This is a genomic window from Bradyrhizobium sp. JR4.3 (assembly GCF_040547695.1).
In the GTDB taxonomy this organism is placed as follows: Bacteria; Pseudomonadota; Alphaproteobacteria; order Rhizobiales; family Xanthobacteraceae; genus Bradyrhizobium; species Bradyrhizobium canariense.
The window spans coordinates 26594-49437 of the sequence record NZ_JBEPQF010000012.1 but is presented as its reverse complement, the minus strand read 5'-3'; the positions used below and the strand labels follow the sequence as shown (position 1 = coordinate 49437).

Sequence of the window (22844 nt, the reverse complement as noted above, 5' to 3'; positions counted from 1 at the left end):
ACTCGGTACACACCAGGCAATACGGCCAAATTCGCACGGGCGGTCACTCCGCTGCAAGCGGCTTTGTCGCCTCCGCCTTGAGCTCGGCCCGGGTCTTGGGCTTAGCCTTAATTCTCAGCTCCTCGAGATCCTGCCGGTCGCGCACGCTGTTGCGGAAAATCTGATCTTTTCCGGGAAGGTATTGCGGCGGACAGAACGCGTCGTCCGCCCCGTACCAGGCTGCCGCCCGCATGGTGAAGAACGGATCGACCAGATGCGGCCGCCCGAGCGCGACGAGGTCAGCCCGGCCGGCAGCGAGGATGGTGTTGGCCTGGTCGGCCGTCGTGATGTTGCCGACGCACATCGTGGCCACGCGCGCCTCATTGCGGACCTGGTCGGAGAACGGCGTCTGGAACATGCGCCCATAGATCGGCTGCGCATCGCGCACAGTCTGCCCGGTCGAGACGTCGACGAGATCGACGCCGGCTTCGGCAAAAGCGCGCGCGATCGCCACCGCATCGTCGCCGCCGATGCCACCGTCGGCCCAGTCGGTCGCGGAAATGCGCACCGACATCGGCTTGTGCGACGGCCATACGGCCCGCAACGCCCCGAAGATCTCGAGCGGGAAGCGCAGGCGATTGGCCAGCGAGCCGCCATACTCATCCGTGCGGGTGTTCGTCAGCGGCGAGATGAAGCTCGCAAGCAGATAGCCGTGAGCGCAGTGCAATTCGAGCATGTCGAAGCCGCAGCGTTCGCCGCGCTCGGCCGCCGCCACGAAAGCGTCTCTCACGGCATTCATGCCGGCGCGATCGAGCTCGCGCGGAACCTGGCTGTCGGGGAAATAGGGCAGCGGAGACGCCGAAAACACCTCCCAGCCGCCCTCCTCGAGCGGACGATCCATGCCGTCCCACATCAGCTTGGTCGCACCCTTACGCCCGGCGTGCCCCAGTTGCAGGCAAATTTTCGCGGCTGAATTGGCATGGACGAAATCAACGATGCGCCGCCAGGACGCCTCCTGCTCGTCATTCCACAGTCCTGTGCAGCCGGGCGTGATGCGGGCGTGGCGGGCAACGCAGGTCATCTCCGTGAAGATCAGGCCGGCACCGCCTATCGCGCGCGATCCATAATGCACCAGGTGGAAATCGGTCGGCACGCCCTCCTTCGCCGAATACATGCACATCGGCGACACCACGGCGCGATTGGCGATCTCCATCTCGCGCAGCCGGAAGGGCTGGAACAGCGGCACCATTGGCTTCTCGGTGTCGACGTCGAAGCCGCTGTCACGAACACGCTTGGCAAACGATCTTTCGACCTCCGCCACGAAGTCAGGGGCGCGAAGCTTCAGATTGTCATAGGTGATCGCCTTCGAGCGCGTCATCACTCCGAAGGCGAACTGCACCGGATCGAAATCCCAGAATCGGTCGACATGCTCGAACCAGACCAGCGAGACGTCAGCGGCGTGCTGCGTCTTCTCGACCTCCTCACGCCGTCCGTGCTCATAGACGTCCAGCGCCGCCTTGATGCCGGGCGCCTTCTCCATGGCGTCAGCCAGCGCGATCGCGTCTTCCATCGCGAGCTTGGTGCCCGAGCCGATCGAGAAATGCGCGCTCGCCTTGGCGTCGCCGAGCAGGACCACGTTGTCCTTGACCCAGCGCTTGCTGCGGATCATCGGGAAATTGCGCCACGTCGAGCGGTTGGTGAGCAATTGGTGCCCATCGAGGAACCAGCCGAAGATCTCGGCCATCCGCGCAGCCGACTGGGCCTCGTTCAGCCCTGTCAGCCCGGCACGTTCGAACGTCTCCGGATCGGTCTCGAAAATCCAGGTCGAGTGTCCGGCTTCATATTGATAGGCATGGGCGATGAACGGGCCCCACTCTGTCTCCTGGAAGATGAAGGTGAAGGCATCCAGCGGCCTGGTCGAGCCCATCCAGGCGAACTTGTTGGTACGGAGGTCGACTTCCGGCTCGAAATGATCGACGTATTTGTCGCGGAAGCGGCTGTTGATGCCGTCCGCGACCAGGATCAGATCGGCGTCGGCGAAGCGGGATTCGTCCTCGACGTCCGCTTCGAAATTCAGGGCGACGCCCAGTTCGCGCGCGCGCGCCTGCAGGATCAGGAGCAGCTTCTGCCGCGAACAGCCACAAAAGCCGTTGCCGCCGACCCGATGGACCGTTCCGCGGAAGTGCACGGCGATGTCATCCCAGTAGGCGAATTCCTGGGTGATGCGGCGATAGCTCGGAAGGTCATGCTTCTCGAAATTATCGAGCGTGGCGTCCGAGAACACCACGCCGAAGCCGAAGGTGTCGTCGGCGCGGTTGCGCTCGTAGACCGCGATCTCTGCGCTCGGTCGCTGCTTCTTCAGCAGGATTGCAGCGTAGAGACCAGCAGGTCCGCCACCGATGATCGCGACTTTCATGGGAGCCTCGCCAATTCAACCCGGCGAAACTATTTTAAGCCTAAAATAATTTCGCGCAAGTCCCCATTGCGGCAGGCCGACGGCAAAGCCCGGCTTAATCGCCCCTGAAGACCGGCTTGACCTTGTTGGCAAAGGCCTCGAAGGCCCGTTCGAAATCGGCGGTCGTCATGCACAGCGCTTGAGCAACGGCTTCCGCCTCGATCGCCTCCTCCACCGACATCGCCCATTCCATGGCCAGCATCCGCTTGGTCATGGTGTTGGCAAACGTCGGTCCCTCCGCGATTTGCTTGGCCAGCACTTGTGCCTGGGGCAGCGCCTGCTCCGACGTGAGGATACGGCTGAAGAAGCCCCAGCGCTCACCCTCCTCTGCGGTCATGAACCGGCCGGTGTAGAGCAACTCGGAGGCGCGGGACTGTCCGATGATCCGCGGCAGGATCGCGCAGGCGCCCATGTCACAACCGGCAAGGCCCACCTTGTTGAAGAGGAATGCAACCTTGGCTCCGCTCGCCGCAAGCCGCATGTCCGACGCCATGGCGATGATCGCGCCCGCCCCGGCGCAAATGCCTTCGACCGCGGCAACGATCGGCTGCGGACAGGCCCGCATCGCCTTGACGAGGTCGCCAGTCATCCGTGTAAACGCCGTCAGCCCCTTGGTGTCCATCTTCACGAGCGGACCGATGATCTCGAACACATCGCCGCCGGACGAGAAATTGGCACCAGCGCCGGTCACGACGATGGACTTGACCGCATCGTCGAAGGCGCAGGCGCGAAAGAAATCGGTGAGTTCGCGATAGCTCTCGAAGGTTAGTGGATTCTTCCGTTCCGGACGATTGAGCGTGACGGTTGCAATACCATCGACGACGGCCAGCAGGAAGTGCTGCGGCGAATAGTCCGCAAGCGGTAAGGTCACGGGATTGGCTGGTCTGCTCATACGATCTCCTTGGCTTCCTTGCTCCGCGCCTTGGCCATGCGCGCTAAATCTCACCACCGGCAATAGCGATTGCCTGCCCGGTGATTGCGCCGGCGCCCTCGCCGCACAGCCAGAGCACGGCATCCGCGACCTGCTGCGGCGAGATCAATCTCCCCTGCGGATTATGTTTCGCGAGCTCGGCGATGGCCTGCTCGCGGCTGCGTCCCGTCTTTTTCATGATGTTCTCGATACTGCCGGCGACCAGATCCGTGTCGGTGAAACCGGGACACACTGCATTGATGGTCACGTTGCTGGCAGCCATCTCTAGTGCAAGGGACCGCACGAGACCGACCACAGCGTGCTTGGCCGCGGTGTACGCGCTGACATAGGCATATCCCTTGAGCCCCGCCGTCGACGCGATGGCGACGATCCGGCCATAGGGACGATCCTTCATCCCTGGCAGCACAGCGCTGACAGCATGGACCACGCCCATGAAATTGACGTCCATCATGCGCGCGAACAGGGCGCTGTCGGATTTGGAGAACGGCGCGGACTCGGCGCTTCCCGCATTGGCGATCAGAATATCGATCGGCTGCCGCGCACTCGCTTCAGCGATGGCGACTTTCATCGAGGTTTCGTCGGAGACGTCGGCGACGGCTGCAAAATGCGCTGCCCCTGCGCTGACAGCCTCTTCAAGCGTCGCAGCGTTCCGCCCGAGGACGGTCACCGTCGCACCGGCCTCGACGAGCGCTGCTGAGATGGCGCGACCGATGCCGCGACCGCCACCGGTCACCAGCGCGTGCGGCGAATGCGGTAATCCGGACATGCGCTGGCTTCCTTGCATTCTGCTGATCGCTCCCTCGATATATTTTAACCTTCAAACTTTTGCAAACGAAGCGCGACGCGGCCCCGCGAACGGCCGCACGCCGAAGACCGGCCCGAAAATTGCTTTAAGTATAAAATTATCTCTTCCCATCCCTCACAGGCCTGTTAGCATCGAAGAGCCAAGCAAAAGGATGTCGCGTGTCGCAGCCTGCGCCAAGGATAACAAAGGACGGCCGCTTCGCCTATGAAGCAGCGGGCGATCCGGGCGGGACACCTCTGATTTTCCTGCATGGCATCGGCGGTGCGGCACGGGCCTGGCGGCAGCAGCTTGCCACATTCGGCGACCGCTTCCACGCGATTGCATGGGACATGCCGGGCTATGGCGGCTCGGCGCCGCTCGCCAGCGTCAGCATCGCTGCCCTGGCGGATGCGCTCCAGCAATTCATCGAGCAGCTTGGTGCGAGCAGGCCGATTCTGGTCGGCCATTCCATCGGCGGCATGATCGTCCAGAAATGGCTGGTGCAATCCCCAAAACTGGCGCGCGCGGTCGTGCTGGCGCAGACCAGCCCGGCCTTCGGCAAGGCCGACGGCGATTGGCAGAAATCGTTTATCGCCGCACGGCTCGGGCCGCTCGATCGCGGCGAAACGATGAAGTCGCTGGCGCCCTCTCTGGTGAAGGAACTGGTGGGCGACGATCCTGATCCCAGGGGAATGGAGCTTGCGCGCGAGTGCATGGCAAGCGTGCCCGAGGCGAGCTATCGCGCCATGATGCTGGCCTTGATCGGCTTCGACCAACGCAGCACCCTCAAGGATATTTCCATCCCGACGCTGCTGCTGTCCGGCTCCAAGGACAACAACGCGCCAGCGCCAATGATGGCGAAGACGGCGAGCTACATTCCCTCGGCGGAATATGTCGAGCTCGGGGCTGTGGGCCATCTCGCCAACCTGGAACGCCCCGATGCCTTTAACGAGGCCCTCGGCCTCTTCCTGAATTCCGTCGCGATCAAAACTTAAGGTGACTGCGCAATGACCATGCAAGTCAGCAAGACCATCGGCGCAACTGACAAGGTCGCGCTGGATGCACCGATCTTCGATCCCGTCGCATTCCGACTGAGCGACGAGCAGGCCGGCATCATCGCGCGGGCGCGCGAGATTGGCCAGAGCGTGTTCGCCGGCCGCGCCGCGACTTACGACCGCGAAGCGATCTTCCCGTCGGAGAACTATCGCGACCTGCATCGCGTCGGCCTACTCGGTATTGCCGTCCCCAAGAAACATGGCGGGCTCGGGGCCAATTATCAAACTTACGCGCTAGCGGCAGCCGAAATCGGCCGCTATTGCGGCGCGACTGCGCTCACCTGGAACATGCATGTCTGCTCGACGCTGTGGTCGGGCCCGCTCGCCGACGATCTCGACATGGATGCAGAGACCCGCGCTGAGCACGAGGGGCGACGTGCAGTCCACTACAAGCGGATCGTCGAGGACGGCGCGATTTATTCGCAGCCGTTCTCGGAGGGCGGTGCGGCAGCGGCAGGCGGCGTCGCTTTCGGCACGGAAGCAAGGCCGGTCGAGGGCGGCTGGATCGTCAACGGCAAGAAGATCTTTGCATCACTCTCCGGCCATGCGGACTATTACGGCGTTCTCTGCACCGAGATCGAGGAAGGTGAGAAGGCTTCGCGCCGCAATACGCTTTACCTCGCGATCCCTGCGAAATCGGAAGGCGTCTCGGTCGTCGGCGACTGGGACCCGCTCGGCATGCGCGGAACGGTCTCGCGCACGCTGCTGTTCAAGGACGTGTTCGTGCCGGCAGATTCGGCGCTGATGCCGCGGGGCGTCTATTTCCAGGCCGCGATGCGCTGGCCGCACATGTTCCTCACGCTGTCGCCAACCTATATGGGCCTTGCTCAAGCCGCCTATGACTTTACAGTGCGATATCTGCGCGGCGAAGTACCGGGCATGCCGCCGGTCAAGCGCAGGATGTATCCGACCAAGCAAATTTCGGTCGCGCAGATGCAGATCAAGCTCGAGCAGATCAAGGCGATCTGGTTCCAGGCAGTCACCGAAGCGCGCGCCAATCCGAGCAAGGAGCAGGTGCTTCGCGCTTATGCCGCGCAATATTCGGTAATGGAGGGTGCCAATGAGCTCGCCGCGCTCGCGATCCGTACCTGCGGCGGTCAGGCCATGCTGCGCTCGCTGCCGCTCGAGCGGATCTATCGCGACAGCCGCTGCGGCTCGCTGATGTTGCCCTGGACAGCCGAGCTCTGCCTCGACCGGATCGGGCGCGAGGCGCTGTACGAGGCCGGCGAAACGGACGACTGACGGTGGATCTCTGCAGTCTGATCGATCGCAACGCGGCGTTCGCGCCAGACAAGACGGCCATTGCCTTCGAGGGCGAACGGTTGAGCTATGCGGCATTCGCTGCACGCATCGAGCGGACGGCGGCGACGTTGAAGCAGGAGCTCGGCGTAGGCCGGGGCGACCGCGTTGCGATCCTCAGCCTGAACCGGCCGGACTATCTGGTTCTGCTCTATGCCTGCGCGCGGCTCGGCGCGATGCTGGTGCCCCTGAACTGGCGGCTCGCTGTCGCCGAGCAGCTTTTCATCCTCAACGATGCCGGCGCCAAGGTCCTGATGCTCGAGCAAGCATTTGAGGGGGTACTTGCCGAGCTTGAGGGAACCGCAATCGTCGGGCTCGATTTCGAGCCGCCCCGCGGCACGACGTTCGAAAACCTGTTGGCTCGAAGCCGGGGCACCGGCCGCAACCCGCACACCGATCTCTCCTGTCCGCTTCTCATTGTCTACACATCAGGAACGACCGGACGGCCCAAAGGCGCGGTTCTGCGCCAGGAGGCATTGTTCTGGAACGGCGTCATGAGCCAGCACATGCACAACATGACGTCCGATGACCACGTGCTGACGCTGCTGCCGTTCTTCCACGTCGGCGGCCTCAACATCCAGACTACGGCGGCGCTCCATCTTGGCGCGACGGTCACGGTTCACGCACGCTTCACGCCGGACACCGCGCTTGCGGCCATCGAACGGGAGCGGCCGACCTTAACCGTGATGGTGCCGGCGATCATCCAGGCCGTAAGCGAGCATCCCGCCTGGACCACGACCGACCTTTCGTCACTCAAAGCCGTCGCGACCGGCTCGACTATCGTGCCGCCGCATCTGATCGACCGCTTCGTGGCGCGCGGCGTCCCGGTGCTTCAGGTCTACGGCTCGACGGAAACTTGCCCGATTGCTGTCTACACCCGGCTTGGTGGCGATCTCTCGCGCGCGGGATCGACCGGACTTGCCGGCCTGTGCTGCGAAGCGAAAGTGATTGATCAGGCCGGCAACGAAGTGCCGGCGGGCGCGCCGGGCGAGATCGCGGTGCGCGGCCCCAACGTGTTCTTCGAATATTGGGGCAATGCGGACGCCACGCGCGATGCGCTCCACGACGGCTGGTATCGTACCGGCGATATCGGCCTGTGCGACGCGGACGGCTATTTCTGGGTGCGTGACCGCAAGAAGAACATGATCATTTCCGGCGGCGAGAACGTCTATCCGGCGGAGGTCGAACGCGTCCTGCTCGAACATCCCGATGTCAGCGAATGCGCCGTGATCGGCCGGCCCGATCCACGCTGGGACGAGGTGCCTATCGCCTACGTGATCCCGCGATCCGGCCGTCGACTGGAAGCAGACGCGTTGAAAGTGCATCTCCAGGCCCAACTCGCCCGCTACAAGGTTCCGCGCGACATCATTTTCGTCACGGACCTGCCGCGCACCGCGTTGGGCAAGGTCCAGCATTTCCTGCTGAAGCAGCTTGATGCGCAGTCGCGCGCGCAAGGAGAAGCATCTTGAAGATTGCGGTTCTGGGTGGGGGAAACGGCTCTTTCGCGGCCGTAGGCGATTTTGCGCTGTCGGGACATGAGGTCCGGCTCTGGCGCCGCGACGCAGATCAGGTCGCAGCACATCGCGCCGCCGGCTCGCGCATCCTGGTGAAGGATCATAACGGCCGTCACGACGTGAAACTGGCGCTGGTGACGACCGACATCGCCGAGGCGGTCAACGGCGCAGAGCTGATCCTGTGCCCCGCCCCCGCCTTCGCGCAGACGGATATCGCGCGCCTGCTCGCTCCACATCTGCGGGATGGACAGGTCGTGTTTCTGCCGCCGGCGACATTCGGCTCGATGATCTTCGCCCAGGCTGCGCGGGATGCCGGCAACCGCGCCAAGGCGTGCTTTGCCGAAACCGGGACCTTGCCTTGGCTAACCCGCAAGCACGGCCCGTTCGAGGTCGCGATTACCATCCGCGCCAAGCGACTGCCGGTCGGCATTTTCCCGCTCGATCAGGCGCCGCGCGCACTTGAAGTGATTGGACAGGCTTTCCCCGGCGCAATCGAGCCGTGCGGCGATGCTCTCTCCGGCGCACTGATGAACGCAGGCCCGATTATCCATCCGCCGCTGATCGTGATGAATGCAGGCCCGATCGAGCATTTCGAGAAGTGGGACATTCATAAGGAAGGAACGCAAGCCGCGATTCGCCGTGTCACCGACGCGCTCGATGCCGAACGGATTGCCGTGCGTGAGGCGCTCGGATATGGCGCACCGCATTTTCCGCTCGCCCATCACTATGCCAAGGAAGGCGAGATCTGGATGTACGGCCGCGGCTCGCATGACCGGCTGACCGATTCCGGCGACTGGCGCGAACGGATCGTGCTGACCGAGCACCGCTATATGAGAGAAGATTTGCGGGTTGGGCTATCGCTGCTGGTCTCCGTCGCCGGCTTGGCGGGCGTGGCTACGCCGCTGGCCAAGGCGTTCCTGGCCATTGGCGGCGCAGTTTGCGGTGAGGATTTCGCGCAAGGCGGCCGAACCCTCGAGACGCTGGGGCTCGGCAATCTCGATAAGGCCGCTTTGCAGACGCTTCTTCGCAGGGGATTTTGACCGATGACCAGCCGAGCCATCATCGCCTGTCTCGGGGCCGGCCGCATGGGGCGCGGCATCGCCGTCGCGTTTGCCTATGCCGGGCATACGGTCACGATGATCGACGTCAAGGCCCGTTCAGTGGAAGATTTCGCCAGGCTGCAGGCAGATGCGCTCGGCGAAGTCAGGAAGACCTTTGCCAGCCTGGCGAAGCTGGGGCTACTGACCGAGGCGGATGTCGATCCGCTGATCGCGCGGGTCTCGGTGGTGCCGGCCAGCCGGAGCGAGGCGGCACTGTCCGATGCGGGAATTGTTTTTGAAGGAGTCCCCGAAGTCGTCGAGCTCAAGCGGGATGTGCTGGGGGCGGCCTCACAACAAGTCGGCCCCAATACGATCATCGCATCGACCACATCGACCATCCTTGTCGACGACCTCTCGGGCGCGATCGTGAATCCTCGCCGCTTCCTCAATGTGCACTGGCTCAATCCGGCCTATCTGATTCCGCTGGTCGAGGTTTCGCCCGGTAAGGCCACCGATCCAGGCATCATCGAGGAGGTCAAGGCGCTACTCGAAGGCATCGGCAAAGTGCCGGTGGTCTGCGCAGCGACACCAGGCTTCATAGTTCCGCGCATCCAGGCGCTGGCGATGAACGAGGCCGCGCGCATGGTCGAGGAAGGCGTCGCCAGCGCCGAGGAGATCGACAAGGCGATCCGCTACGGCTTCGGCTTCCGCTACGCCGTGCTTGGGCTGCTCGAGTTCATCGACTGGGGTGGTGGCGACATCCTCTACTACGCCAGTCGTTATCTCGAGGGCGCACTCGGCAGCGACCGCTATCGTGCACCGGAGGTCATATCGCGGAACATGCACGAGGGCCGGATCGGCCTGCGCACAGGTGCAGGCTTTCTCGATTATTCAGGCATGGACGTCGACGCTTATCGGGCAAAACGGCTTCAGGCCATGGTCGACCTGCTCCGTCACTTTGACCTGGCGCGGCCGCCGGTGCTCGATCGCGGCTAGCCGAAGACGTCCTGCAGCACCCCGTCACGCACGACCGCGGCGCCATCGAGCTCGATCGTCGTCCCCATCACCGGTAGATCGAAATGGCCCGCCGTGTAGCGGCCGGCGAATTCGTTGGCACCGGTCGAGAACAGGAAGTTGCCGGAAACGGCACGAATTTCCGTGCCGTTGGTGTCGCGCTGATCATACATCGACAGCGCCTCGTAGCGCGCGCCGGGATTCATGCCGAAGCCGACATGCGACACCGCATAGGCTTCCCGATCGCCCCAGGCGGCAAGGTAGGCGCGCATCATTGCGGCATCGGTGCCCTCGCCTTCCAGCTCGACGACATAATCGTCCTTCAGCGTCATCTTCACCGGCGACGTCAGGTAACGCTTGAAGGTCAGGTTGATGTCGCCGGGCGCCATCACCAGCGTGCCATTGATCGTTCCGCTCTTGGGGAAGCTGACGACGATGCCGCCGGGCCAATGCGCCAGCGTCCCGGGCTTGTCGGTCCAGCCCCACACGCCGACCGTGGAAGCGCCGACCATATCGACGTCGAGCGCCGTGCCGGCTTTTGACGTCACCCGCATCCGCTTGGTCCCGCGCAGCATCTTTGCCGCTGCGCGAACGCGCTTCTCGAGCGCGGGATCCGGCACCATCCGCTCCAGCGCCTCGGGATGCTCGTTGGAGATCACCAGGATACGCGCGCCGGCTTTGAGGATCTCGGGCGTTTCCACCGCATGCATCAGGCCCTCGATGGTGCAATCCACCACGAAGCCGGCTTGTTGAAGCGCGGTGATCACCGGGCCGAGCCGCTGGATCGCCTCGCTTGCCCCTGTCGAGCGAACCGGAACGATATTCCGGTTACGCGGGGTCGGCATGACCACGTGAAACGGTCGCGCGCCCATCCGCAGCAGCGCGAGCTCCGCCAGGTGAACATTCAACGCACGTGACTGGGTTTCCGAGAGGATCGCCGCGGTATCGCCGGCCTTGACGGCGCATCGCTCAAAAATCTCGCAAAATGCGTCGATCCATTTTGCCTCGATGCGGTCAGCCAGCATGGTCTACTCCCGGTCTTCCTGTTTCTTCTTCGTCAGTTCATGCTTCGGGGAAACCCCGCAGCAGATACGCGCGCACTGCCCCCAGCAGGCCATTGAGGATCAGGCCCAGCAGCGAGATCGTGATCAGCGGCACGAACATATCGACGGCCTGAAAGGTCCGAGCCGCCGTGACGAGGACATGTCCGAGCCCGTCGCTCGACGTGATCATCTCGGCCAGAAACACCACGATGCATGAAATGACAAGGCCGATCCGGCAACCGGTCAGGATCGACGGCATCGCGGCAGGCAGCACCACCTTGAACAGGATCTCATAGCGCGGCGTTCCCGCCGCCATGGCCGACCAGATCAGCTTCTGCTCCACCGTCGACGCGCCGTAATAGGTAGACAAGAGAATGGGAAAGAGCGCATCCGCCGCCACCAGCGTGATCTTCGATCCGTGACCGAAGCCGAGCAGCAGCAGCAATGCTGGATAGAGCGCGACCTTGGGCAAAGGCGCGAGCACACGCACAATCGGCCGAACCACGGCGTTGATAGCCGGACTGGCAGCGGCGGCGATGCCGATGCTGACACCGAGCACGACCGCGATCGCGAAGCCGGCAAACAGCCGGAGCAGGGTCGCCGCGATCTCCTGCTGGAACGTCCACGTGACGAGTTGCTGAAGCAGCCTGCTGAAGACATATCCCGGCGGCGGCAGCAAGACCGCAGGCGCAAAGCCAAATGACACAAGGCCTTGCCACAGCGCGATCACCAGCACGATCGGCGCGAGCCCAAGAATAATTCTAGTGGAGCGAAGCTGCGGGATCATGAGAAGCTCAGCGGCATGTCGAACTGCGGTTCGGACCAGCGCACCAGCCTTGCGCGGACCCGCTCGAACATCGCATCGAGGCAAATTCCCATCGCGCCGACGATGATGATCATCGCAAAAACGGTATCGTATTGGCCCATGTCGAGGGCATTGAACAGGATATTGCCGGCGCCGGACTGACGGGCGATCATCTCGCTGGTAATCATCGTGATCAGCGCCAGCACGAGTCCGGTGCGGCAACCGGTCAGAATTTCTGGAAGCGCCGCCGGCAGTACGATCCGGACCAGCCGCTGCGCAGGCGAAAGCCCCATCGCGGCGCCCGACCACAGCATCTTCTCTTCCACCGCCTTGGCGCCCTCGAAGCTGTGATAGATCACGGGCAGGCTGACGCCGAGAAAGATCACCAGCGTCTTCGTGATGTCACCGACGCCCAGCCACAGCATGATGATCGGCATCAAGGCGGCCTTCGGCACCGGGTAGATCACCATCAGGAGCGGATTGAAGAACGCCGCGACGGCCCGGCTGCGGCCCATCAACAGGCCGAGTGGGATCGAAACCGATACCGCTATGCCAAACCCGACCGCCATGCGGCGGAGCGAGGCCAGGATGTTGATCAGAGCTTCCTTGTCTCCGAGGATGTCCGGGATTGCACGGATCGCCTCGATCGCCGTCGGGAAGCTGTCGTTCTTGAGCGCGAGTGACGCAACCTGCCATGCCGCCAGAAGCCCGATACAGGCAAACACCGGAGCGGCACGCTTGCCCAAGGCCGCCAGCGACGTCACGACCGCGATCCCGTCTCGTCGACCTCGTCGAACATGCGCTCGATATCGACAACGTATTTCTGGTACCGTGGATCGAGCAGCAGCTCGCTGCGGCGGCGCGGCCGCGGCAGATCGATGTCGATGACCTCGCGGATGCGGCCGGGCGATTTCGACATCATCACGACCTTGTCCGAGAGGAAAACCGCTTCGTCGACCGAATGCGTGACGAACAGCACCGTTTTGCGATCACGCTCCCAGATGTTCAACAGATCGTTCTGCAGCCGCGTTCGCGTGTGAGCATCGAGCGCGCCAAACGGCTCGTCCATCAACAGAACCTCAGGATGGTAAGCCAGCGTTCGAGCCAATGCCACACGCTGCTTCATGCCGCCGGACAGCTCCTTGGGATAGAAGTCCTCATAGCCCTTGAGCCCGACCATTTCGATCAGGGCCCGGCTCTGTGCTTCCGCCTCGGTGGTGCGCACGCCCTGCTGGCGAGGGCCGTACATCACATTGCCCAGCACGGTCTTCCACGGAAACAACGCGAATTCCTGGAACACCGGACCGCGATCCGGCCCTGGTCCCGTGATCGTCCGTCCCCTGATCTTCGCTGAGCCGCTGGTCGGGCTGACGAAGCCGCCGACGACGTAAAGCAATGTCGACTTGCCGCAGCCCGACGGACCAAGGATGGAGACGAAGGCTCCCTCCTCGATCGCCAGAGAGATGTCCGATAGCGCCACATGGTCCTTGCGCGCTGAGGTCTGAAATACCTGCGAGACGCTCTCGATCTCGATGATTGCAGAAGCCGGTTTTTGCGGCGTCACCGGTCTCACCCATCCGCTCGATCTCGAAGGCACTACCTTCATCCCGTCTCACTTCGTTCGCGCGCGAACCCTGCGCAACAGACACGCTGAATGTCCTCCGTCAGCGGCACCAGCTTAGCAAGAAACTTGCCAGACACGCGCTGTTTTCGGGCAAGTGCGCCGCGTCATCCAAACCAGGGCCATTCTGCGGGCCCCTCATGCGTCACGGCCCCGCCCGGTGCCTGGCCAACCAATCGGGCATATTTCGCCAGCGCACCGGCACGGTGACGAGGCGGACGCGGCTTCCAATCGTGTCGGCGAGCCGTGAGTTCCTGCTCGTCGACCAGCATATCCATCCGCCGATTTGCCGCATCAATCCGGATCCTGTCGCCATCGCGAACCAATGCCAGCGGACCGCCGACGAAGGCCTCGGGAGACACATAGCCGATGCACATTCCGCGGGTGGCGCCGGAGAAGCGTCCATCCGTGATCAGGGCCACCTTCTCGCCCATGCCCTGGCCGTAGATCAGCGCGGTGACGCCGAGCATCTCGCGCATGCCGGGGCCGCCCACCGGCCCTTCATTGCGGATCACAAGCACATCGCCCGCCCTGTAGCTGCGGTCGCGAACCGCTGCGACACAAGCTTCTTCGTCTTCGAAGATGCGCGCTACGCCTTCGAACAACTGGCTCTTCAGCCCGGCGACCTTGATCACCGCACCATCAGGGCAGAGGTTTCCCTTCAGCACTGCCACACCGCCGTCTGGCATGATCGGCGCGCGAGCCGCGTAAACGACCTCTCCGTCAGGAGCATTGGCGGCGCTATATTCTTCGGCAAGTGTACGGCCCGTGATCGACAGGCAACTGCCATCAATATGCCCGCTCTGGATCAGCTCCCGGATCACCACGGCAGCGCCGCCGATATCGTAGACATCCTTTGCCGTATATTTGCCTCCAGGCCGCAGGTTTCCGATCAGCGGCGTCCTGGCGAAAACCTCGCCGACATCATCGATCGTGAATGCGATCCCGGCCTCGTTCGCGATCGCCGGCAGATGCAGCGCAGCATTGGTCGAACCGCCCGTAGCAGCCACGATCGCCGCACCATTTTCCAGGGATTTCCGCGTCACGACGTCGCGCGGCAACGGCCCGCCGCGCTCCAGCATCTCCATGATGAGGCGCCCGGCCCGCCTGGATATCTGCGCGCGCTCGGCATAGACACCTGGCACCATCGACACGTTGGGAATGGTGAGGCCCATCGCCTCCGACACCATGCCCATGGTGTTGGCAGTGAATTGGCCGGCGCACGCGCCGATGGTCGGCAGGCAGGCCCGCTCAATCCGCTCGAGCGTGGCACCGTCGATCTCTCCGGTCATGAAGCTGCCGACAGCCTCATAGGAGTCGAGCACGGTGAGGGTCCGCCCGTCTACGCGGCCCGGCAGCGCGCTGCCGCCATAGATGAAAATGGACGGGACGTTGCACCGGACCATGCCCATTATCACGCCGGGAAGCGTCTTGTCGCATCCGCCGTAACCGATCAACGCATCGTAAGCGAGACCATGGACGACGGCTTCGATCGAATCGGCAATCAGCTCCCGCGAAAACAGGGAGAACTTCATCCCCTCGTGATTCATGCTGATACCGTCGGAAACCGACACGGTCGAAAACTCGCGCGGCGTACCGCCGGCCTCCTCGATTCCCGTCTTGGCCGCCGCGACCTGAAAGTCGTGCGTCATGTTGCAGGGTGTCTGTTCGCCCTTCATGCTGACGACGCCGACCATCGGCTTGGCAATCGCAGCGTCGTCGAGCCCCATGGCGCGCATGAACGCGCGGTGCGGAGCCCGGTCGAGGCCATCCGTCGTGATCCGAGATCGGAGCTTCTTCATACGTGCATCTTCTTCATGCAACGTCCCGGATCATCCTGGACGCCGCGACCTTCTCGCTCGGTTCAGTCGCCCGATCGCCTATTGCAGCGGAGCGACGATCGTCGAGTGCTTGAATTGCGCGACATCCAACTTTGGCAGCATCCCTGTCTCCGCGTAGATATCCAGCATCTTCTGGATCGCGGGGAAATTCGGTGCCGCGCCCGGATCGCGGCCGAAATCATTGTCCTTGAGCAGATAGGTCTCGAGAACCGGAATAGGTGCCTTCAGGACTTCGTTGACAACCTTCAACGTCTCTTCGCGGTTCGCCAGCGCTTTCTTCATGCCAGAGGTAATGTCACGCACGTAAGCCTTGACCAGTTCCGGGTTCTTGTCGACGAAATCGGCACGGCAGGCTTCCAGGATGTGCACGATGTTCGGCATCGCCTGCGACAGCGAGAACAGTTTGCGCGTGCCGCCCTTCGCCTCCGCGCGCGCGGCAAACGGCTGGTTCATGTTGACCGCATCGACGCGGCCCTGCCGCAACGCATCTTCGGAGACGGCAAAGCCGACCTCGACCAGCTTAATGTCCTTGGCCGGATCAATGCCATTCTGCTTCAGCAACAGATTGAACGGGCCCTGGGTGCCGCCGCCGATCACGGAGATTCCGACCGTCTTGCCTTTGAGATCGGCGATCGTCTTGATCCGGGAGTCGTCCATGACAGCCCAGTAGACCGAGAAACCACCGGCCTTCTCGAAGACATGCTGCGCCACGATGTAGGCCTTGAGGTTGCCGCCAACCACGCCGTTGGCGAGCGACAGCGGCGCCTGGGTCGCGCAATCCAGCGCGCCGGCCGCCAAGGCCTGCGTCATCGGAGCGGTGCCCTGAAACTGGGTCCATTCGATGTTGTAGGCCTTGCCGATGTTGGGAAACTCAGCCGGGCGGCGCATCATCCAGTATTTGGATTCCTCGGCCGGAATCGTCCAGCCGACGCGAATTGTCTGCTGCGCCCATGACGGGCCCGCGCTCGCGCTCACGGCCGCTGCCGCCCCCAAAGCCAGGATCCACTTCGAAACGGTTCGCATCGTGCCCACTCCGCTGCCCAGGCGCCGACCGGCGCCATCCAACCCGACCGCGGCAAATGTTTCATGGTTCAAACAATCAAGCAAGCCATGCAGGCCGCGCGGTTTCGTCGTGAGTTGCGCGATATGTGGTAATGCAGCGTCGCGAACCGACAGATGGAGGCAACCTATGGCTGAAGCGAGCAAGACAAACCCGCAAGGCGTCGAGCGGCTCGGCTATCTCGGCCTTGGACTGATGGGGACGCCAATGAGCCGGCGACTGCTCAACGCCGGCCATCAGGTCACTGTCTGGAACCGTTCGGAAGGGAAGATGGCCGCACTCGTCGAGGCCGGTGCCACGCGCGCAGCCACCCCCCGTAACTTGATGGAGAGCTCGGACATCGTCTTCATGTGCGTGACGGATGCGGCTGCCGTGGAAGAGGTGATCTTCGGGGCCGAGGGCATCTCAACTGCGCCCGGCGCGGGTAAGCTCGTGGTCGACTTCTCCTCGATCCATCCTGACGCCGCACGGGACCTTGCAACGCGATTGTTAGCTGCGAACGGCGCGGGCTGGATCGATGCGCCCGTGTCCGGTGGTACCAAGGGCGCCGAGGAAGGCACGCTTGCCATCATGGCCGGCGGAAAAGCCGGCGACATCGAGCGGGTCCGCCCCTACGCGCTGGCCATGGCACGCAGGTTCACCCATATGGGCCCGACCGGCGCGGGGCAGACCACAAAGCTGTGCAACCAGGTGATCGTCGGATGCGCGATGGCTGTTCTTGCGGAGGCAACACGCCTTGCCGTGAACGCCGGAATCAATGCCAACCGGTTGCCCGAAGCACTCGCCGGCGGCTTCGCGGACTCCATTCCGTTGCAGCTGTTCGTGCCGCGGATGGCCCAGGGCATTCACTCACCGCCGCTTGGTCACATTGCGACAATGCTCAAGGACCTCGATACCGTCGCCGACGTCGCTCAGACGACGTCGACGCCGGTGCCCATGGCCTCGCTCGCCGGACAACTTTTCAGGCTCGCCAAGGCCGCGCGAGGCGCGGACGCGGATGCGCTCGAAATCTACAAACTTTCGGCAGGGCGCGCCGAACCATCCAGCGCGAACTGAAGCACGCTTGCTGGGACTGCTTGCGCTAGCCGTCGGCGAGAAATCGGCCGAACTCGCCGCGCGCAAAGAGCAGCGGCTCCTTCGTATTGTACGTATAGGCCTCGACTGCACCGAGAAAGATCACGTGGTCGCCGCCGTAATAGCGATTGACTGAGCGGCATTGAAAATTGGCGACGCTCTCGGCGAGCACCGGCGCGTTGCCGAGGCCCGGCGTCCACTCGACACCGGTGAACTTGTCATCAGACGATTTGGCGAATTTGCTCGCCAGCGCCTGTTGCGAAACGCCAAGAACGTTGACCGTGAAATGACTGGCGTTCTGGAAGATGGTCAGACTAGAGGAATAGACGACCAGGCTCCAAAGAACCAACGGCGGATTCAGCGAGACCGAGGCAAACGAATTGCAGGTCAGGCCATAGGGCTTGCCGTCAGGCGCCGCGGCCGTGATGATCGTCACCCCCGTGGCGTAGGTGCCGAGCGCGCTGCGAAAATCGCGGGGATCGATCGGCGAGCTGTCGCTCGCGAGTTCGTTGGCCGGATCGGGAACGGCCGGCTGCTTCGGCAGATCATTCATCGGCCGGCCTCACAGCGTGAGATTCTCGGACGGCAGCCCCAGCGCCACGCGTCCATAATTGGTCCCGGCTGCATCGAAATTGAACGCGAGATGCGAATTGATCGCGTGCGCATCGCGGAACTGCCGCTGCAACGCGCCCGTCGTAAACAGGCCCCGTGCTCCGCTCGCGGCAAACAGCATCGACACCGCATCCGTGCAGAAGTTTACTGAAAAAGCGCCGTCGCGCCGATATCTGGTCTTGGTCGCCATATCGGGGATATGACCCCGCCTTGCATCCGCCATGGCATTCAGACAGGCCGAGCGCATGATCAGGCGTGCGGCGTCGATCTTCGCCGAGGCCTCGGCGATCTTGATCTGGGTGCTTTGAAAGTCGCTCAGCCTGGCGTGGTTGTAGGTGGAAATGCGATGACGGACGACCTCCGCATAATCGTCGAGGCATGCCTGCGCGTTTCCCAGCGCGACGCCGGACAGGACGTAGGGAAACAGCGAGAATACCGGGAGCGCATACAGCGGGTTGGGATTGAGCTTGCTTCCCGGAGTCGGCCCACCGTCAAGATCGCCGACCGCGACCGTCATATCGTCGGGCACGTAAGCGTCCCTGACCTCCACGTCGCAAGACCCTGTCCCGCGCAGTCCCGCGACATTCCAGGTGTCGAGGACCTTGTAGTCGGCTTTCGGCAGCAGAAATATCCGATACTCGATGCCGTCCGCCTCATCGTCGGAGTAGACCACGCTTGCAAGCATGTTCCATGCACAGGAGGCAACGCCCGAGGAGAACGGCCAGCTGCCATGGAGCCGGTATCCGCCCTCGACTCTCGTGGCACGTCCGGCCGGAAAAATGAACGAGGACGCGATCAGTGCGTCCGGATCACGGGCCCAGACCAGATCCTGCGCCGTCGGCTCGAACATGCCGAGCATCCAGTGATGGCTCGCCAGATTGGCCAGATTCCAGGCCACCGAGGCGTCTGCTTGTCCGAGCAGGTCCGCGCAATCGATCAAGGCGACATAATCGAGTTCTGCGCCGCCAATGCGCTTCGGCTGAAGCATCCGGAACAGGCCGGCCTCGTGCAGATCCTGCTCAGTTTCCGGCGGCAAATGCCGCAACTCCTCCGTCCGCGCCGCCCGCTCTCGCAGCCGTGGGACGAGCGCCCGGGCCTTCGCGATCATTGCCGCATGGGCAGGTTCATCGGATTGCACCGCCGCGGGCCGGCCCACGCTCGGCTCTTGACCAGGCGCCATTCGTATCCCTCGCTTTCATGCATTTATGCGGCTGGAACATCGCCAAATCAAGCGGATGCAGCGCTAGGGCGCGATTTGCACGTTCCAAGGGAACGCCCTGCTTGGGTTCAAACCTGCTCCGATGGCTTGCCCGATCCAAAAGCCCCCTTTTGATTGAACTCCGAGATCCGAAGATTGTCGTATCCGAGCGTATCACGCAGGACGTCGTTAGTATGTTCGCCCAACAAGGGGGCAGCCACGGGATCGATCGCTCCCGTCAAGCTCATACTGATCGGCGGCTCGATGTTCGGGATCCACTCTGCCGTACGATGTGGAATCCGGTTCAAGCGATGGCGCTCTCGCGCCTCCGGTGCATTGAACCCCTCCTCGACCGTCCGCAGATAGCCGACCGGTATATTGGCCAGCTTCATCTTGGTCATCCAGTTTTCGAGAGTATCGCTCGCGAAGACCTCCGCGATGGCTGCCCGCAGAAGCTCCTTGTTCTCGGAACGCGCCTTGCGCGAGGCAAACTGCGGATCGGTGATCAGATCCGGCCGGTTCAGCACCTCAACAACCAGCCGACGATAGAGCCGGTCGTTCGCGCAGGCCATGTAAAGCGGTCCATCGGAGGCCTCGTACACGCCGACGGTAGGAGAGCCACTCGGCGAATTGCCAAACCGGCCGGGATTTTCGCCGTTGATCAGATAGGCCATGCCATAGAAGCCGGTCATGCCCATAGCGACGTCGAACAGGGCGACCTCGACATGCTGGCCGCGACCGAGCCGATCCCGCGCCAACAGCGCCATCAGGATGGCGTTGCAGGCAGACATCCCCGTCGCCATGTCTACGATCGGCGGGCCGGTGCGAACCGCCGGGCCATCAGCAAATCCGTTGAGCGACATGAAGCCGCTTTCCGCCTGCGTGATCGGATCAAAGCCGGGACGCGAGGCAAACGGTCCGGTGCGCCCGTAGGCGGAGATCGAGCAATAGACTAGCCGCGGATTGAGCGGCGCAACACTTTCATAGTCCAGCCCAAATTTCTTCATGATCCCGCTGGAGAAGTTCTCGACGACCACGTCGGCCTTGCGAATCAAATCCAGCGCGATCTCACGAGCCTCCGGCACGGTAAGGTCAAGCGCGATGCCACGCTTGTTGCGATTGAGGCTCAGATAGGCAGCACTCTCCCCACCGATCTCGGCGTGTTCATACGCACGCGTGTCATCGCCCCCGTCTGGATTCTCGATCTTGATGACGTGCGCGCCGAAATCAGCAAGCGTCTGCGTACAAGCCGGGCCGGCAACCACACGCGTGAAATCGACGACCAGCAGACCATCGAGCGCGGTAGGCGCGCCCGTCGCCCGCGACGAACGTTCCGGCAATTGAGGCTTGGTGGGCATCGACGGCGCTCCCTTACATCGGCTTATGGTTGCCGAATTTCCCGCAGGAGCAAACTTAAAGCCCGGCACCGCCGACTTCGCAAGTCCTTCGCCCGCATCGCTTCAATACGCAATAAGGGCCCGGCAGCTGTCAAGCTGCCGGGCCCTTGAACGTTCCGTGTTGCGCTTCATCTCGGGCGAACCATTTTTACGTTGCGTGAATCTCGTTCCGCACCACGGGAAACCTGGCTCCATTCGTTCAGCGAAGCCGCTTTCGCCAGTAAAGCGTATGCGGCCAAGCCCAGGGCACATGGGGTTCGAAGAGCCGATAGCCCCCCGGATGAAGTTATTGGCAGACACCGGATTGTCCGTCGTATCCGAGACGATGCTGTCCCATCCAATACGCCGTGCCCTTGCCTCGATCACCCGCATCAGCCTGCATTGGAGGTCACGTCCCCCGGTGCCGCTGCAACACACCGACCCTGGAGAAATAACCGCCATTTCGGATGTGCGTTGACGGCACGACACCGGCGAAGGCTACCGGCTCATCGCCGTGATAGGCAAGCCACCACGCCCCTAACTTGAATTGTGGCAAGGGAGCCGCATCGAAGAACGTCAACCGATGAAGGTCGGCCAATGTATCGGCGATGTCGTCGTCGGATGCATCGACAATGCGAATTTTGTACATGAGACGGTCCGTTGGCGAAGGATGACGCGAGTGGAATGCAGCAATGTCGTCGCGGCTGAAGCTCACTTGCCGAGCACGAACTTGACGCTTAGCCCAACCACGCCCATCAGGCCGGTGGCGATCACCGTAATCACGGCCTTGAGCGTGTAGCTCTGCGCCTGCTCCACGCTCCTTCGCCATCGGCGAAGGTGCTGAAAATCCGCCCTTAGCTCTTTTCGATCGTCATCGTCTATTCCGAAAGACGCCAGCACCGATGCTACTGTCCGCAATACGATGGCATCGATGTTCGCCTGCTGAAGCCTGTGTTGCTCGGCCAGCGTCTCGGCAACGATCGCCCTGACTTCGTCATCTGCCATCTTCACCGCTTGATGATCCTCTCAATGTTCTCGAAGCCGCGCTTGGCGAAGTAGGAGACAACCAGATTAGCTCCGGAGACCGCAGCGGCGCGAGCACTGGCCCAGCGCCGCGGCCCGGCACGTTCGCGCGTGCGCGGCCAGCGATGGTACGGCCGGCGGCGCACCAGGTTTGGCGAGTGCGTAGCCGCAACGCGCCGCCACCGTCCGATCTTGATCGAGACGAAAAAAAACCGCGGCGGAAGATTTCCGCGCGGGTGAACCAAACTCGTTTCGATGATGCCATTCCGCCAGTGTTTTCGCAGACGTGTCAAACGAACGAATTCGCTTAAGCCGCGTTAGGCGATCAGGAGGGCCGGCAGATGACACTCAAGACGACCTCACAAAACACGTCGCCAAATCTTCCTGGACGAAAGCCGCGCAGCGACAAGGAGCGGGACACGCAAGAAGCCGTCGTTGAGGACGCCGGCGACATGCAGGACAAGGACTGCGATCTCGTGAATGGCGAGGGCGGCCCTATCGACCTTCCCACCAAACCCGGCGATTTGTCGAAGGACGATTAGGCCGCTCCGCAGACGGGGCGCATCTCGACGTTGCCGTTCTGCGGCGCCTTGCGCGAGGTGTGAAACATCGCTCGTTCGACCAGGCCGTGCCGGAACTTACGCCACGGCGGGCGCGTTTATTCCTTCAGAAGGAACGTTGTGCGATGAGCCATACCGTACTCGTTGTCGACGACGATCCCAGCGTGCTCGATGTCATCGTTGACATGCTGGAAGATCTCGGCTGCGAAGTCATCAGCGCCCGGAGCGGCCACGATGCGCTCGACCGGCTCAAGCAGAACCAGGATATCTCCATCCTCATCACCGACATCAACATGCCTGGCATGGACGGTCATGAACTGGCCGAGCGGGCCAGGCGAGACCGCCCGGAACTGAAGATCCTGCAATTGTCCGGGCGTGAACCCTGGCGCGACGGCCTTCCCATGATCAGAAAGCCGTTTTCGTTCGAGGAACTCGCCAGCACCATGCAGCGGACTACCGGCATCTGCTGAAGGTCGCAAGCCCAGAAAACCCAAAACAAAACCCGCAGCGGATAGCGTCCGCGCGGGTTGAACCAAACTCTTTTTCGATGATGGCATTAT

At 62.7% G+C, this 22844-nt stretch carries 21 protein-coding genes and 1 pseudogene; 8 read left to right on the top strand and 14 right to left on the bottom strand.

Features of this window, described 5'->3' with window-relative positions; translation table 11 throughout:
- Positions 1 to 43: 43 nt before the first annotated feature.
- The 3 genes from ABIB91_RS20125 to ABIB91_RS20115 form a co-directional block, all read right to left on the bottom strand.
- On the bottom strand, positions 44 to 2395 hold the full coding sequence (locus ABIB91_RS20125) for a bifunctional salicylyl-CoA 5-hydroxylase/oxidoreductase (RefSeq protein WP_354164823.1): 2352 nt from the start codon (positions 2393 to 2395) through the stop codon (positions 44 to 46).
- Between the two features lie 94 nt (positions 2396 to 2489).
- Positions 2490 to 3326 carry an enoyl-CoA hydratase family protein gene (locus ABIB91_RS20120; protein ID WP_354164820.1) on the bottom strand — a complete coding sequence of 279 codons (837 nt, stop codon included), beginning with the start codon at positions 3324 to 3326 and terminating at the stop codon, positions 2490 to 2492.
- 43 nt (positions 3327 to 3369) lie between these two features.
- A complete protein-coding gene (locus ABIB91_RS20115; protein ID WP_354164817.1) occupies positions 3370 to 4131 on the bottom strand; it encodes an SDR family NAD(P)-dependent oxidoreductase in 762 nt (253 codons plus the stop codon).
- 197 nt (positions 4132 to 4328) lie between these two features.
- Here ABIB91_RS20115 and ABIB91_RS20110 point away from each other — a divergent pair, with 197 nt between their 5' ends.
- From ABIB91_RS20110 to ABIB91_RS20090, 5 genes are read left to right on the top strand one after another with little or no spacing between them, the layout of a single operon-like run.
- Positions 4329 to 5144, top strand: coding sequence for an alpha/beta fold hydrolase (locus ABIB91_RS20110; protein WP_354164814.1), 816 nt, complete (start codon positions 4329 to 4331; stop codon positions 5142 to 5144).
- Between the two features lie 12 nt (positions 5145 to 5156).
- Positions 5157 to 6446: an acyl-CoA dehydrogenase family protein gene (locus tag ABIB91_RS20105; RefSeq protein ID WP_354164811.1), complete on the top strand. Its 1290-nt coding sequence runs from the start codon at positions 5157 to 5159 to the stop codon at positions 6444 to 6446.
- Positions 6447 to 6448: 2 nt separating this feature from the next.
- The gene (locus ABIB91_RS20100; protein WP_354164808.1) at positions 6449 to 7972 is read left to right on the top strand and encodes a class I adenylate-forming enzyme family protein; all 1524 of its coding nucleotides are present in this window, start codon (positions 6449 to 6451) and stop codon (positions 7970 to 7972) included.
- A complete protein-coding gene (locus tag ABIB91_RS20095; protein WP_354164805.1) occupies positions 7969 to 9057 on the top strand; it encodes an NAD/NADP-dependent octopine/nopaline dehydrogenase family protein in 1089 nt (362 codons plus the stop codon). Before ABIB91_RS20100 ends, ABIB91_RS20095 begins: the two co-directional genes overlap by 4 nt.
- Positions 9058 to 9060: 3 nt before the next feature.
- Positions 9061 to 10053 (top strand): 3-hydroxybutyryl-CoA dehydrogenase, encoded by a 993-nt coding sequence (locus ABIB91_RS20090; RefSeq protein WP_354164802.1) that lies wholly within the window; start codon positions 9061 to 9063, stop codon positions 10051 to 10053.
- Here ABIB91_RS20090 and ABIB91_RS20085 read toward each other — a convergent pair.
- From ABIB91_RS20085 to ABIB91_RS20060, 6 genes are all read right to left on the bottom strand, one after another.
- Positions 10050 to 11096 (bottom strand): 2,5-dihydroxypyridine 5,6-dioxygenase NicX family protein, encoded by a 1047-nt coding sequence (locus ABIB91_RS20085; RefSeq protein ID WP_219682403.1) that lies wholly within the window; start codon positions 11094 to 11096, stop codon positions 10050 to 10052. The genes ABIB91_RS20090 and ABIB91_RS20085 overlap by 4 nt on opposite strands.
- Positions 11097 to 11133: 37 nt before the next feature.
- Positions 11134 to 11901, bottom strand: a complete 768-nt coding sequence (locus tag ABIB91_RS20080) for an ABC transporter permease (protein ID WP_354164798.1) — start codon at positions 11899 to 11901, stop codon at positions 11134 to 11136.
- On the bottom strand, positions 11898 to 12683 hold the full coding sequence (locus ABIB91_RS20075) for an ABC transporter permease (RefSeq protein WP_354164795.1): 786 nt from the start codon (positions 12681 to 12683) through the stop codon (positions 11898 to 11900). The genes ABIB91_RS20080 and ABIB91_RS20075 overlap by 4 nt, the downstream gene beginning before the upstream one ends.
- Positions 12680 to 13525: an ABC transporter ATP-binding protein gene (locus tag ABIB91_RS20070; RefSeq protein WP_219682400.1), complete on the bottom strand. Its 846-nt coding sequence runs from the start codon at positions 13523 to 13525 to the stop codon at positions 12680 to 12682. The genes ABIB91_RS20075 and ABIB91_RS20070 overlap by 4 nt, the downstream gene beginning before the upstream one ends.
- 122 nt (positions 13526 to 13647) lie before the next feature.
- Positions 13648 to 15342 (bottom strand): dihydroxy-acid dehydratase, encoded by a 1695-nt coding sequence (ilvD, locus tag ABIB91_RS20065; protein WP_219682399.1) that lies wholly within the window; start codon positions 15340 to 15342, stop codon positions 13648 to 13650.
- Positions 15343 to 15420: 78 nt separating this feature from the next.
- Complete coding sequence (locus ABIB91_RS20060; RefSeq protein WP_354164790.1) at positions 15421 to 16404, bottom strand: ABC transporter substrate-binding protein; 984 nt, start codon at positions 16402 to 16404, stop codon at positions 15421 to 15423.
- A gap of 1 nt (position 16405) precedes the next feature.
- On the opposite strand from ABIB91_RS20060, the gene ABIB91_RS20055 reads away from it, so the two are divergent.
- Positions 16406 to 17497: an NAD(P)-dependent oxidoreductase gene (locus ABIB91_RS20055; protein WP_354164787.1), complete on the top strand. Its 1092-nt coding sequence runs from the start codon at positions 16406 to 16408 to the stop codon at positions 17495 to 17497.
- A gap of 25 nt (positions 17498 to 17522) precedes the next feature.
- Here ABIB91_RS20055 and ABIB91_RS20050 read toward each other — a convergent pair whose 3' ends face one another.
- The 5 genes and pseudogenes from ABIB91_RS20050 to ABIB91_RS20030 all read right to left on the bottom strand — a co-directional run bounded on the left by ABIB91_RS20050 (position 17523) and on the right by ABIB91_RS20030 (position 21712).
- Positions 17523 to 18068, bottom strand: coding sequence for a flavin reductase family protein (locus ABIB91_RS20050; protein WP_354164784.1), 546 nt, complete (start codon positions 18066 to 18068; stop codon positions 17523 to 17525).
- 9 nt (positions 18069 to 18077) lie between these two features.
- Positions 18078 to 19307, bottom strand: coding sequence for an acyl-CoA dehydrogenase family protein (locus ABIB91_RS20045; RefSeq protein WP_354128498.1), 1230 nt, complete (start codon positions 19305 to 19307; stop codon positions 18078 to 18080).
- A gap of 107 nt (positions 19308 to 19414) precedes the next feature.
- Positions 19415 to 20683, bottom strand: a complete 1269-nt coding sequence (locus ABIB91_RS20040; protein WP_219682432.1) for a CaiB/BaiF CoA transferase family protein — start codon at positions 20681 to 20683, stop codon at positions 19415 to 19417.
- Between the two features lie 238 nt (positions 20684 to 20921).
- Positions 20922 to 21350: pseudogene (locus ABIB91_RS20035) on the bottom strand (GNAT family N-acetyltransferase).
- Positions 21351 to 21412: 62 nt separating this feature from the next.
- On the bottom strand, positions 21413 to 21712 hold the full coding sequence (locus ABIB91_RS20030; protein ID WP_219682395.1) for a hypothetical protein: 300 nt from the start codon (positions 21710 to 21712) through the stop codon (positions 21413 to 21415).
- A gap of 353 nt (positions 21713 to 22065) precedes the next feature.
- Here ABIB91_RS20030 and ABIB91_RS20025 point away from each other — a divergent pair, with 353 nt between their 5' ends.
- A complete protein-coding gene (locus ABIB91_RS20025) occupies positions 22066 to 22266 on the top strand; it encodes a hypothetical protein (RefSeq protein WP_007601553.1) in 201 nt (66 codons plus the stop codon).
- Between the two features lie 59 nt (positions 22267 to 22325).
- Positions 22326 to 22754: a response regulator gene (locus tag ABIB91_RS20020; RefSeq protein WP_354164779.1), complete on the top strand. Its 429-nt coding sequence runs from the start codon at positions 22326 to 22328 to the stop codon at positions 22752 to 22754.
- Positions 22755 to 22844: the final 90 nt, after the last annotated feature.